The following is a 12,662-nucleotide window of genomic DNA, read 5'->3' on the forward strand; positions in this document are numbered from 1 at the left end:
GTCATCAAAATTTCAATGAATGACGTATACTGAAGATAATGAAAAACAAAGGAGACCCTTATGTTTAACCTAAAACTCGTATTAACCGCACTTCTGGCAGCCTCTGCCAGCATGACAGCAGTAGCCGATACAGTCGAAACAGAGCGCCATAAAGTCACCGTCTCCACCTTTGCGGATGGTTTCACTAATCCCTGGGGCATGACGTTTTTGCCAGACAACAGCGTGTTAGTTACCGAGCGCTCGGGTGATCTTTACTGGGTATCAGAAAACGGTAAATATCGGGAAAAAATAAGTGGTGTGCCTGAGGTTGTTGCAAAAAGCCAGGGCGGTTTGCTGGATGTCACCATTGACCCAAACTTTGATGAAAACCAATGGGTTTACATTAGTTATTCGGAGCCGGCGCAAGACGGTGGCAAAGGTAATAGCACAGCCGTTATGAGAGCAAAGCTGGTGGACAAAGCCTTTACCGATAAAGAAGTGATTTTCCGCCAGGCTCCGAAATATGAAAGCAACGCACACTTTGGTTCGCGTTTGGTGTTCTCGCCTGAAGGGCATCTGTTCGTTACTTTGGGTGACCGCTATTCACGTATGGATGATGCCCAAACACTGGACAACCACCACGGTAAAGTCGTACGCATTTGGCCCGACGGCAGTATTCCTGAAGACAACCCCTTTGTTGGTGAAGATAACGCATTAGACGAAATTTGGTCTTACGGTCACCGCAATGTCCAAGGTGCAGACATTCATCCTGACACGGGCGAATTATGGACAGTAGAGCATGGCCCGCAAGGTGGCGATGAAGTGAACATTCCTGAAGCCGGCAAAAACTATGGCTGGCCCGAAATTACTTATGGTGTTGACTACGGCGGTGCCATTATTAGTGAAGACGCGGTGAAAGAAGGTATGGAACAGCCGTTTTATTACTGGGTACCGTCGATTGCTACAGCTGGCGCTACTTTTTACACTGGCGACGCCTTCCCTGAGTGGAAAGGTGATTTTTTCGTGGCGGCACTGAAAAGCTCGTTAGTGGCTCGGTTAGACTTGTACGAAGGTCGAATGATGCATGAAGAGCGCCTGTTCGAGGATGCTGTTGATGCGCGTATTCGCGACATTAATCAAGGGCCGGACGGTTATCTGTATTTACTGACTGACGAGTCCAATGGCGCAATCATTCAAATTAAACCGGCAGATTAACGATGTTGTATTCAGCGGTATTTAGAAAATTGACTTACACGGGGCTGCCTTTACTGGCGGCCTCTTTCGTTGTGCAGTCCGCCGAAGTAGACGAAACCGTTGTCGTGACAGCAACAGAGAGCGAAACGCCCTGGCTGACAACGGCGGCGAGTATCGACCGGGTGAACGTAGAGAATACACTGCCATCGATGAACATTGATGCTGGCGATGCCTTAGCCGGTGTGGCAGGTATTCAGGCAGATAATCGTTATAACTACGCGCAAGACGCACGCCTCGTCGTACGCGGGTTTGGCTCAAGAGCCGCCTTTGGCGTGCGCGGTTTGCAATTGAATGTCGATGGTATTCCGTTGTCCATGCCTGACGGACAGGCACAAACATCCAGTTTCATTCTCGACAATGTTGATTCGTTAGAAGTGCTCCGCGGACCATTGGCGACTCTTTACGGCAACTCCGGGGGCGGAGTGGTTGAATGGTTTAGTAGCCAACCCACCGAAACAGCATTAGAGTGGGGCGGTCAGTTCAGTGAAAACGATACACAACGCTACAGTGTCAATGCGCAATGGGCAACGGACACTAAGCAGCTACAGCTTATAGCAACCGACTTTCAGACCGACGGACCACGTCGCCATAATTCTGCAGAGCGCCAGCAACAGGCCGTACGCTGGTATCATCAATGGGACGACCAAAACCGGTTTGTTCTGCGTTATGACAATAATGATGCGCCGCTACTGCAGGACCCCAGTGCTTTAACGCCTGAAGCTTGGCGGGAAGATCCGACACAGACCGTGCAGCGTGCTATCGACTTTAATACCCGCAAAGACATTCATCACCGACAAGGCTCTTTAAGCTGGTTTCATGAACGCGACAGCGGCGAAGGTTTAGTCTCTGTTTGGCAGGGCGACCGTGACATTGAGCAGTTCCTGCCATTTGCCGGAGACGATATTAATGAACAAGGCATTTACACCAGCTCCGGTGCGGTCATTGATGTCTCTCGCCAGTTTGAAGGAGCGCACGCGCGCTGGCGTCAGCTAGGTCAGAACTGGTCAGCAACACTAGGCGCACAACTTGAACGACAGCAAGATCATCGTTTTGGTTATGTGAATGACAATGGTGAAAAGGGTGAGTTGCGCCGCGATGAGTTTAACTGGATAGACAATGCGTCGGCCTACTTGCGCTTTCAATGGCAGTTAAGTGCTGAGTGGTCAGCAACCGGTGGTGTTCGTTACAGCGATATCAGCTACGACGTTAAAGACTACTTTACGGAGCTTGATGGTGCTGATGACAGCGGCAGTAGTGAGTTTCAGGAAACCACCGCCGCAGCCTCTCTCACCTGGCAATTTTTGCCCAGCTCAGCCACTTATTTCAGCGTTGGGCAGGGGTTCGAAACACCGACATTAACAGAGCTTGCATATCGTAACCAAGGTTCCGGATTAAACCGCGAGCTAGGTCCTTCGACTAACGAACAGTGGGAGTGGGGTATTAAGCACCAACTGCCTAGAAACTGGCGTTTACACTTGGCCTTTTTCGGTATTGAGAGCGACAACGAGATATTGGTTGATCAGTCAACTGACGGCAGAACGACCTACCGAAATGCATCAGAGACCTCTCGCGAGGGCGCCGAACTAACCATTAACGGTGCGCTGACACAGCAGTTAAACTTACTGGTCTCGTACAGCTATATCGATGCGGTATTTGGCGAAGGTCCGTTACAAGGTAATCAGCTGCCCGGTGTTGCCGAAAGCCAGGGTTACTTGCGTTTAAACTGGCAGCCAACCGAACAATGGCTCGTTCAAGTTTCAGGTCAGTATCGTGACGATACCCCGGTTAATGATGCCAACGACACGTTCGCACCCTCTTATACCACCTGGAATTTTGCGGTGAGCCGCGAGTGGCAATGGACAAACAGCGAATTAGACGTATGGGCCCGGGTCGACAATATCACCGACAAAGACTACGTCAGTGCGGTTGTAGTGAATCAGGGCAGTGGGCGCTCGTTTGAACCCGGAATAGGGCGACAAGCAAGCGTCGGCATAAGCTGGCGCCGACGCTTTTAAATGGTTTTAGACCATAGCTCTTAGTACATCGAGCAGGCGCTGAGCCGTCTGCTCCGATGACGCCGGGTTCTGACCGGTAATCAACATACCGTCCTGAACCGCATAGGCTTGCCAGTCATCGACTTTACGGTAGTGACCGCCTTTTGCTATGAGTTCGTCTTCCAGTAAGAAAGGAACAACATTGGTCAACTCGACGGCAGCCTCTTCTGTGTTACTAAAACCTGTGACAGTACGGCCCTGAACAATGGGGTCCCCGCTTGGCGTTTTCGCATTCAGCAATACCGCCGGCGCATGGCATACCGCCGATACCGGCTTACCTTTACTCCAGAAGTGCTCAATCAGCTTAATAGACTGCTCATTGTTGGTTAAATCCCATAACGGTCCGTGTCCACCTGGATAGAAAATAGCGTCAAAGTCGTCAGGGTCAACATCGTCCAACGTGCAAGTTGTTTCCAGCTTGTGTTGCGCTGTTGAGTCTTTCTCTAAACGCTCAGTAGCCTCGGTTTGCGCATCCGGCGCTGTACTGTTCGGATCCATTGGTGGTTTACCGCCTTTAGGAGACGCCAGCGTTACATCGACACCTGCATCCACAAAGACATAGTAAGGCGCAGCAAATTCCTCGACCCAAAAGCCAGTTTTATGGCCAGTGTCGCCAAGCTTGTCGTGTGAGGTTAAGACCATTAATACTTTCACTGGGTACTCCTTAAATTTCGTGTGAAATTCTCTGTAAACTTACGTGCATTTTACGCAAAAAGTCACCACTTTGATCACTCCGCCTCGTTATCAAGCCAGCGATACAGCGTACGGCGTGTAACACCGAGTATTTGTGCCGCCTGTGACTTATTGCCACCGGTATGCTCTAAAACTTTCCTTATGTACTGGCTTTGGTGCTCATCTAACGTTGGCCAGGCTGACGTTGCCGCCGGCTGACTGGTATCACTTTTCTCGACTATACGCTGCGGAAAGTCGTCTACCGACAGGGTCTCGTCACTGGAAAACGCAAACGCCCGCTCTATGGCGTTTTGAAGCTCCCGAACGTTCCCCGGAAATGGATACCGATACAGCAAATCTAATGCTTCCGCTGAAATTCCACGTACTGTTTTATCACTGCTTTTCTGTTGCTGCTGAAGAAAGAAGTTTGCCAATCGCTCGATATCCTCTCCTCGCTCTCGTAACGGAGGAACTCGCAGGCTAAACGTCTCCAGACGATAAAATAAATCTTGCCGGAATTTGCCCTCTTCAACCAACCGCTCTAAATCCTGGTGCGTCGCAGCAAGAATGCGAACATCAACTTGCTCTTCTTTGTCGCTACCAACGGCTCTTATCGTGCCTTCTTGTAAAACACGCAATAATTTGGCCTGAAGCGCCATTGGCATTTCGCCAATTTCATCCAACAATAAGGTGCCGCCGTCGGCTTGCTTTAAAAGCCCCTGCCGCTTATTCTGCGCGCCGGTAAAAGCCCCCGCCGTGTGACCAAAGAACTCACTTTCCATTAAGTCGGCTGGAATACCCGCACAGTTTACCGCCTGGAAAGGCTTGTCAGATCTATCACTCAGCTCATGTAAGGCTTTAGCCACTAACTCCTTACCTGTACCGCTTTCGCCGGTAATAAGAACACTGCCGCCGGTTGGCGCAATGTGTTCAATTTGGTCATAAAGCTTGCGCATAGCCGGGCTTTGTCCGACCAAGCCACCGGGACCTTTCTGCTGCTGTTTATAACGTTTCAGTTCCCGCTGTAATGAGCGATGCTCTAATATCCGTTCAACGCTCAACAGCAAGTGCTCAATATCCAGCGGTTTTGTCAGAAAGTCATCGGCACCTTTTTTCAGCGCATCAACCGCCTGGTCGACCGTGCCAAATGCCGTTATCAGCAGTAGCGCAGGCGGGTTATCGTGCTGCTTCAAGTCTTCCAGTAAGGTTAAACCCGATTCTCCGGGCAGGCGTATATCGCTGACAATTAAGTCAGGGCTTGCATTGCTGCTCTTAAAGTCTTCTAAACTTCCCCAGGCATCCACCTGGTAGCCTTCCGCTTCAAGTTCTTCGACCAAAAGCTCCTGTAATGCAGGGTCATCTTCAACAACACCTATGACAGCTTTAAGTACCGCCATTATTGACCTCCTAGTGCAGGCTTATCGGCCAGACTCGATGCCGGCAAACATAAAATGACGCGACAGCCACCCTTATCGTTATTCGTTAACGTCAATTCGCCCTGATGATCACTCAAAACATGTTTCACTATCGTCAGCCCCAAACCGGTGCCTTTACCTTGTGGTTTATTGGTCTCAAACGGGTGCAAGGCTTTTTCTTTCATATTGTCAGGCAGACCTTCACCGTCATCATCAATAATTATTTTCAACGCGCTATTGCTGTCGACCTCTGCGTTTATATTCACCACGTGCTGTGCTGCCTGTAGCGCGTTACGCATCACGTTGACCAAGGCCAGTTCCAACCGTTTAATATCAACTTTTAGTGTGACAGCAGGTAACTCTCCCAGTTTGACTCTGGCGGCTCCTTTGTCTTGCTCAAACTGAATGCTGGTTATTGCCGTATCTATCAAGGTTGCCAGCGCTATAGACTCTCGGTGCTGAACTGGCGTTCTGGAGAACGCGAGCAATTGGTTGACCAACCCGGTTAACCGCTGAACCTGGCCGCGAACGGCCTGCAATTGACGCTGACTTTCTTCATCTTTGTGAGTTCTTAATAGCCGGCTGGCGCGTCCGTCGATAACGGTAAGCGGCGCCCCCAGTTCGTGTGCAACGCCGCTGGCAACGCTCCCTATTGCCGCCATTTTTTCTTGTTCGCGTAATGCTTGCTGAAGCGAGGCTTCGTGTTGTCGGCGTTGTTCTAACTCTTTTTCGGCTTGCTCTATGCTATCCAGCATTCGGTTAAGCCCTTGCGCAACCTCCTGCAACTCAGAAGGTCCCTCAGGTTTTACACGGGCTGTACGGTTCCCCCCAGCCACTTGCAACATGGCGTCTTTCAATTGAACCACATGTCGCCCAACGCCACGATAGTGACCGAAAACCAGCACAGCGATGGTAATTATCGCGAAAGCGCTCCACGTTAACCAAGCGTACTGACTGAGCTCCTCGAAAGACTCATCGAAATCGCTGGCACGTCGGTTAATTTGCAATAACCCGATAATTCGGCCGCCTCTGTCAACAATAGGGAGAAACTGGGAAAATACATCACGTCCCTCTACACGACGATAGTCATCTTGTTTAATGCCTGTTTGGACCGTTTGCAAAGCAAGGCGGCTGTTACTTAAATCGGTTTCCGTTACGCCCGCTTCAGCAACCTGCTCACCATAGACGTTATATACAGAGGCTCCATAAACCCGGCCAATGCTAAATACTGAGTCCAGGTTGGCCTGCACCGTATCTAAGTCGTTATTCAGCAACGCATCACTAATAGGTAAGCTAATCGCGCGTCCCAATAACTCTAAGTCGCTTTTCAGGCGGTCATTAGCATTTTCTGAAGCTACCTGAAGACCAACGGTGATTGCCGCGCCCGATATCAGCAGCATAGGAACCACAACATAAGCGAGTAGCCGCCGTTGCAGGCTCGATAGAGACCAACTGTATACTTTTGTCACACACGCCTCCTTTGACTGTGTCTTCAGGATACACATTTTTAAGGATTCTTTCTGTTGCTTTTAATCGGACAACATAAAAACCTTTAAAAACATAAACTTGAAAAGTTGGCACAGTCTTCGCTTTAGTAAGAGCGTTAGTAAATCTGACAGAATCAACAAGGAGATTATCATGCAAAAGACAATTATCGCATTAGCAACGGTATTCGCACTGGGTAGCACTGCAGCTATGGCTCAAGAGCAACAAGCTCAAGGCAACATGGCTCAGCAACAGCAGCAAACTCAGGAAATTACTGAAGGCATGTTAGTTAAATTTGTTTCAGCAATGGAAGAAGTGCAAGGCGTTACTGAAAAGTATCGTGAAAAGTTCCAAAACGCTGAAAACCAGGAAGAAGCTCGTGGAATTCAACAGTCAGCTCAAGAAGAAATGATTGCAGCTGTTGAAGACGCTGGCCTTACTCCGCAAGAGTACAACATGATTATTCAGCAAGCTCAAAACGACGAAGAACTGCGCGCTCGTTTAGAAGAGTTAACCTCTGATTCTTAATAGTTAATGTAAAGCTGTTTTAAAATCCGCAATCAGTTAGGTCTGATTGCGGATTTTTTTGATCATATCTCCTATGCTTTACGTAACTCATTAAACTAAAAAGAATTAACGCAAGGAGACAGCGACGTGAAAGCATCCGATTTATTCGTAAAAGCTCTGGAGAACGAAGGTGTTGAATATGTCTTCGGTATTCCGGGTGAAGAAAATCTGGACTTATTAGAGTCTCTTTCAAAATCTAATATCGAGCTTATTCTAACTCGTCATGAGCAAGGTGCCGGCTTTATGGCCGCCACTTATGGTCGACTTACCGGCAAACCAGGTGTTTGTTTGTCGACGTTAGGACCGGGCGCGACCAACCTGGTTACTCCGGTCGCTTATGCGCAGCTAGGTGCTATGCCTATGGTCGTAATTACAGGCCAAAAACCTATTAAAGAGCGCCAGCAGGGTCAGTTCCAGATTATCGATGTTGTCGACATGATGACGCCTATTACCAAATACACCCAGCCTATTATTAGCGCTAATAGTATTCCGGCACATATCCGCGAAGCCTTTCGCCGAGCGGAAGATGAACGCCCCGGTGCTTCACACCTGGAACTATCGGACGATATTGCTCGTGAGGAAGTGAGTGCTAACCCAATAACTCCGAGTTTCTCGCGCCGCCCTATAACTGAACATAAAGCGGTTCGTCATGTTCTGCAATTATTGAAAGATGCAAAACATCCGGTGTTACTTATTGGTGCTGCGGCAAACCGTAAAATTACGGCGAAAATGTTAAGAGCCTTTGTCGATAAAACAGGCATTCCGTTTATTACGACTCAAATGGGTAAAGGGGTTATCAACGAAGATCACCCTCGCTGGCTAGGCAACGCTGCGGTTTCAGACGGTGACTATCCGCACCGTGCCATTGAAAAAGCAGACTTAATTCTTAATGTGGGTCACGATGTTGTCGAAAAGCCGCCCTTTATGATGAAAACGGGCGTAAACGACGACAGAAAAGTGGTTCACATTAATTTCCAGGGTGCCCAAGTTGACTCTGTCTACTTCCCGCACGCCAGTATGATTGGTGACATTGGTAACAGCATTTGGCAACTGAAGGAAGGTATTGAGCCACAAGAGCACTGGGACTTTGACTTTATGCTGAAAGTCCGCGATCACATGCGTGACCATACTGATGAAGGTGCCGATGACGATCGTTTCCCCATTCTGCCTCAGCGTTTAGTTGAAGATGTCCGGGAAGTCATGCCAGACGATGGTGTTATTGCACTGGATAACGGTATTTATAAGATTTGGTTTGCTCGTAATTACCCAGCGCGTGAGCCAAATACCGTACTGCTGGATAATGCACTAGCATCAATGGGGGCAGGTTTACCGTCCGCAATGGCTGCGAAACTGGTTAACCCAGAGAAAAAGGTCATGGCGATATGTGGAGACGGTGGGTTCATGATGAACTCACAAGAGCTTGAAACTGCCGTCCGGATGAACTTGGATATAGTCATCGTTATTTTGAATGATAGCGGCTACGGCATGATTAAATGGAAACAGCAGCACATGGGTTTAAGTGACTATGGCTTAGACTTTAACAACCCAGACTTTGTGAAATATGCTGAGTCTTATGGTGCCAAAGGTTATCGTGTCGACAGTATAGGAAACCTGATACCACTTATGAAAGAGTGTCTGGACAAGCCAGGTGTGCACCTTATTGATGTGCCCGTGGATTATTCCCAAAACGACCGACTGCTGAACGAAGAAATTCCTGAACGCAGCCGGGCGATAAAAGCCTATTAAGCTTTAGATGGGTCGGTATCCGCGAAATAGGGGTAGTCGTTGAGCTTATCAACGAAAGCCCCGAGTCGCGGGTACTTATCCAAATTAAAACGCTGACGGAATAACCCCCAACTTAAAAAGCAGCCCAACCGCAGTTCGCCGTCACTGAATGGATGTGGACCCTCGTAAGCCACTGCGTGATCTTTTTCTTCCATCAACTGCAATATGTCATTGATGCGCTCTTGCTGGCGCTGCAAATAAGGCGCCTGCGAACTTTTTATACCACCTTTTTCCAGCAAGAAAATATTGATGGCAGCATCCATTGCCGTATTAACCAGACAGTATTGATCGAAGTCTTTTGTATCTGCGAAAAAGCGCTCACCGGCTTTCTCCCGCACGTACTTTAAAATACTGGTCGAGTCATGCAGTCGTAAATCGTTATGGTGCAAAAACGGGACCTTTTTCGCCGGGCTCAGTTTTGCGCTTGTGTCGAAGTCAGTCTCTGTTAGCGAAAACTTCGTGTCCGTCTCTAGCAAGGCAATACGGCAATGTCTTACATAAGGTGACGTATAACTGCCAAACAATTCCATGGTAAACCTCCGTTAATGATCACGACAGGCTTCGTCCGGATACTCCAGCTCTATGGTTGTATGAGCTAATTCAAACTCGGCCAATTGTTCTGATATCTTTTCTTTTAACACCGCTCTCTCGGTGCTGGTTAACTCCTTTGATACCACAATATGTGCTGTTAATACATGGCGTTCACCATCAAGCGACCAAAAATGTAAATGGTGTGCGTTATCGACTAAGTCCAACGCCACCAACTTTTTATGGATTTGCTGATAAACCTGCGGGTCAGGAGAAGCCTGAACAAATAACTTAATAGTGGATCCTAAATGTCGTACCACGTTCACTAAAATAAACAGGGTAAACGCAATAGACAATAAAGGATCTAAAATAGGCCAGTCGACAAACAGTAAGACAATAGAGACAACCAGCACTGCAACCCAACCGAGAACATCTTCCAGCAAATGCCAGTTCAATACCCGTTCATTAAGTGACTGACCTTTCGAGAGTTTGAATGCCGCATAACCGTTCACAACAACACCAAATACGGCCAGCAAAGCCATGCCTTCAGCCATAGGCATAACCGGATTCCACAGCCGTGGAATAGCCTCAAACAAAATCCAGATAGAGCCAGCTGTAAGAATAACCGCATTAATAAAGGCGCCGACTAAGGACAGACGACGGTAACCATAAGTAAAGGTATTGGTCGCATCTTTGCGACTGAATTTATCCAGCAACCAGGCCATACCGATAGAGATACTGTCACCTAAGTCATGAACCGCATCGGCAAGTATCGCGGTACTGTTGGTCAGCACTCCGCCAATAAATTCGATAACTGTGAAGCACAAATTTAAGAAGAACGCCCAGCCAATGCGCTCTGAAGCCGTATCATGATGATGGTGGTGATGCATAGTGCTCCTAATGTTAACAAAGCTTTGTTTTTAGAGTTAAACAAGCGTTTAAAAAACGTAATTATTGTTAATGTAACACCCATTTATAGCGCAAATGAAGTATTGCTTGTGATTAACGAACAGTGCAAAATTTCGCCAAATTTAGATTTTACTAAATTATAACGTTGTAACCTTCCTTTAGGAGTTTTAAATGAAGTACTCTTTATTAGCGTGCGTATTTCGGTGATTCCGAACAGCGATTCCGGAGTTATCCGATCACCTGTTAGCCGTTCTTTTTCATAACCCTCTTTTTACGCTAAGTGATCGGATTGGTCTAGTTTTCTCATGGATTCTCCTGTCAGTTCGATTCGGTGACTGTTGTGCAATAAGCGGTCAAGTAAGGCGTCGGCAATGGTCGGACTGGGTATCAGTTTGTACCACTCGCTGGTGGGGATTTGGCTGGCGATAATGGTGCTGGATTGTTGGTAGCGTATTTCCATCACATCAAGCAGGTCATTCGCCTGACGAGCACTTAACTTCTCCATGCCCCAGTCATCAAGGATAAGGAGTTTACGCTTCGCTAAGGTAGTCAACTGCTGTCGGTAAGAGCCGTCAGCATGTCCAACGTGTAACTCATCCAGCAGCTCTCCGAGGCGGTAATAACGGGCACTGTGATGTTGTTCACAGGCCTGCGTTGCCAGCGCACAAGCCAGGTGGGTTTTACCACAGCCTGTTGCCCCGGTGATGATAATGTTCTGGTTGTAGTGCAGATATTGCCCGCTTAGTAGCGTCGCTATTTTTTCTTTCTTAAGCCCACGCCCACTGCGGTAATCGATACCGCTCGGGCGGGCATCGAAGCGCAGCTTTGCCTGGCGGGTCAGACGTTTTACTTTGGTGTTGTCACGGCACAGTATTTCGTGGGTGGCAAGCAGACCGAGACGCTCTTCGAAGCTCATGTCGGTATAGGTATCCGGTTGCTCTTGCTGCTGTTGTAACGCCTGACAGAAGTGCCCCAGCCGTAATGCACGCAGTTGTTCATGGAGTGATGATAAGCTCATAATGATCGTCCTTATTGGTAATAGTGTTGTCCACGGATATTGGGATGGTTGACCGCCGGCGAGTCGTCGGCTTCGGTACGCGTGAGGTCTTGCTCTTTATTATTTGCCAGCAGGTTCAGAATGACCTTGCGGTGTGGTTGCTCGAGCACTAGCGCTTTCTGACAGGCGGCTTCAAGCCGCTCCTGTCCATATTTACTGCCCAGATTAAGGATGGCGAGGCAGCTTTTTATTGCCTGCTCCGGATGTTGTCGACGAGCCAGTTGGGCTGCGATAACCGCACGAGTGCCGCTGCCGATGGTTTCAGCCCAGTCAAGCAGGCGCTCAACACCCCAGCGCTGTTTTACGTGAGCATCCGGCATATGCTCTTTAATCGTACTAAACGCGCCGGGCTGATGTTTTCTGGGGTGCTGTGCCACGACCTTACCCTGATAGTAAAAGCAGATGATTTGCGCTGTTGCTTCCAGTGTAACGGTCTGTCCGACCAGGTTGTGGGGTACAGAGTAAGCGTGCTTAGCGTACAGAACATGGTAGTCCGGTCCGACCCGGGCTTGTTTACTGTCGATGTATTGATAGCCATATGCAGGCAACGGCATTAGCGCTGGTTTATCAAGACGGATATAAAGTTCGTGCCGTGAGCCCGGGTGAACGCGTTGCTGACGGTGATTAAGCTCAACCAGCAGCTCCCGGATCCGCTGATTAAGGCTGGATAGCGTATAAAAGTGATCATGTCGCAGACGCATTAAGATCCACCGCTCGACGATAAGAACGGCGTTTTCTGCTTTTGATTTGTCTTTGGGTTTATAAGGTCGGGCAGGCATGATGGCGGTGTTGTAATGACGCGCCATGCGCGCATAGTTTTCATTTAACACCGGTGCGTAGCGGTTTGCCCTGGTGACCGCCGAGCGCAGATTATCCGGCACCAGTAGCTGTGGTACGCCACCGAAGAACTCAAAGGCGCGTACGTGCGCCATGATCCAGTCTTCCAGTTGCTGTGAA

General features: G+C 48.7%; 11 protein-coding genes. 4 read left to right on the plus strand and 7 right to left on the minus strand.

Annotation, left to right across the window (positions count from 1 at the left end; translation table 11 throughout):
- Nucleotides 1-60: 60 nt before the first annotated feature.
- Both BLT32_RS12390 and BLT32_RS12395 read left to right on the plus strand, forming a co-directional pair.
- Nucleotides 61-1,194, plus strand: coding sequence for a PQQ-dependent sugar dehydrogenase (locus BLT32_RS12390; RefSeq protein ID WP_053954556.1), 1,134 nt, complete (start codon nt 61-63; stop codon nt 1,192-1,194).
- Nucleotides 1,195-1,196: 2 nt separating this feature from the next.
- A complete protein-coding gene (locus tag BLT32_RS12395; RefSeq protein ID WP_053954557.1) occupies nt 1,197-3,248 on the plus strand; it encodes a TonB-dependent receptor family protein in 2,052 nt (683 codons plus the stop codon).
- Between the two features lie 6 nt (nt 3,249-3,254).
- On the opposite strand, the gene BLT32_RS12400 is transcribed toward BLT32_RS12395, so the two are convergent.
- From BLT32_RS12400 to BLT32_RS12410, 3 genes are all read right to left on the minus strand, one after another.
- Nucleotides 3,255-3,941 (minus strand): type 1 glutamine amidotransferase domain-containing protein, encoded by a 687-nt coding sequence (locus BLT32_RS12400; protein WP_053954558.1) that lies wholly within the window; start codon nt 3,939-3,941, stop codon nt 3,255-3,257.
- A 74-nt stretch (nt 3,942-4,015) separates the two neighbouring features.
- Nucleotides 4,016-5,356 carry a sigma-54-dependent transcriptional regulator gene (locus BLT32_RS12405; RefSeq protein WP_053954559.1) on the minus strand — a complete coding sequence of 447 codons (1,341 nt, stop codon included), beginning with the start codon at nt 5,354-5,356 and terminating at the stop codon, nt 4,016-4,018.
- Nucleotides 5,356-6,843 carry a sensor histidine kinase gene (locus BLT32_RS12410; RefSeq protein ID WP_235444021.1) on the minus strand — a complete coding sequence of 496 codons (1,488 nt, stop codon included), beginning with the start codon at nt 6,841-6,843 and terminating at the stop codon, nt 5,356-5,358. The genes BLT32_RS12405 and BLT32_RS12410 overlap by 1 nt, the downstream gene beginning before the upstream one ends.
- A 169-nt stretch (nt 6,844-7,012) precedes the next feature.
- On the opposite strand from BLT32_RS12410, the gene BLT32_RS12415 reads away from it, so the two are divergent.
- Nucleotides 7,013-7,387, plus strand: a complete 375-nt coding sequence (locus tag BLT32_RS12415; RefSeq protein ID WP_053954560.1) for a DUF4168 domain-containing protein — start codon at nt 7,013-7,015, stop codon at nt 7,385-7,387.
- A gap of 126 nt (nt 7,388-7,513) precedes the next feature.
- Nucleotides 7,514-9,172, plus strand: a complete 1,659-nt coding sequence (locus tag BLT32_RS12420) for an acetolactate synthase large subunit (protein WP_053954561.1) — start codon at nt 7,514-7,516, stop codon at nt 9,170-9,172.
- Here the strand turns inward: BLT32_RS12420 and BLT32_RS12425 are convergent.
- The 4 genes from BLT32_RS12425 to istA form a co-directional block, all read right to left on the minus strand.
- A complete protein-coding gene (locus tag BLT32_RS12425; RefSeq protein WP_053954562.1) occupies nt 9,169-9,741 on the minus strand; it encodes a glutathione S-transferase family protein in 573 nt (190 codons plus the stop codon). The genes BLT32_RS12420 and BLT32_RS12425 overlap by 4 nt on opposite strands.
- Nucleotides 9,742-9,753: 12 nt before the next feature.
- The gene (locus BLT32_RS12430) at nt 9,754-10,629 is read right to left on the minus strand and encodes a cation diffusion facilitator family transporter (RefSeq protein WP_053954563.1); all 876 of its coding nucleotides are present in this window, start codon (nt 10,627-10,629) and stop codon (nt 9,754-9,756) included.
- 290 nt (nt 10,630-10,919) lie between these two features.
- Nucleotides 10,920-11,666 carry an IS21-like element helper ATPase IstB gene (gene istB, locus BLT32_RS12440; protein ID WP_053954565.1) on the minus strand — a complete coding sequence of 249 codons (747 nt, stop codon included), beginning with the start codon at nt 11,664-11,666 and terminating at the stop codon, nt 10,920-10,922.
- 11 nt (nt 11,667-11,677) lie between these two features.
- Nucleotides 11,678-12,662: IS21 family transposase (gene istA, locus BLT32_RS12445; protein WP_143020976.1), on the minus strand; the 985-nt coding region annotated here is incomplete at its 5' end.

Source organism: Idiomarina zobellii, assembly GCF_900100855.1.
GTDB lineage: Bacteria > Pseudomonadota > Gammaproteobacteria > Enterobacterales > Alteromonadaceae > Idiomarina > Idiomarina zobellii.

What these genes read in the sequence shown, in the direction of transcription:
- BLT32_RS12430 (WP_053954563.1), bottom strand. Translation starts at nt 10,629, where the DNA reads ATGCATCACCACCATCATCATGATACGGCTTCAGAGCGCATTGGCTGG.
- istB (WP_053954565.1), bottom strand. Translation starts at nt 11,666, where the DNA reads ATGAGCTTATCATCACTCCATGAACAACTGCGTGCATTACGGCTGGGG.
- BLT32_RS12425 (WP_053954562.1), bottom strand. Translation starts at nt 9,741, where the DNA reads ATGGAATTGTTTGGCAGTTATACGTCACCTTATGTAAGACATTGCCGT.
- BLT32_RS12405 (WP_053954559.1), bottom strand. Translation starts at nt 5,356, where the DNA reads ATGGCGGTACTTAAAGCTGTCATAGGTGTTGTTGAAGATGACCCTGCA.
- BLT32_RS12395 (WP_053954557.1), top strand. Translation starts at nt 1,197, where the DNA reads ATGTTGTATTCAGCGGTATTTAGAAAATTGACTTACACGGGGCTGCCT.
- BLT32_RS12415 (WP_053954560.1), top strand. Translation starts at nt 7,013, where the DNA reads ATGCAAAAGACAATTATCGCATTAGCAACGGTATTCGCACTGGGTAGC.
- BLT32_RS12390 (WP_053954556.1), top strand. Translation starts at nt 61, where the DNA reads ATGTTTAACCTAAAACTCGTATTAACCGCACTTCTGGCAGCCTCTGCC.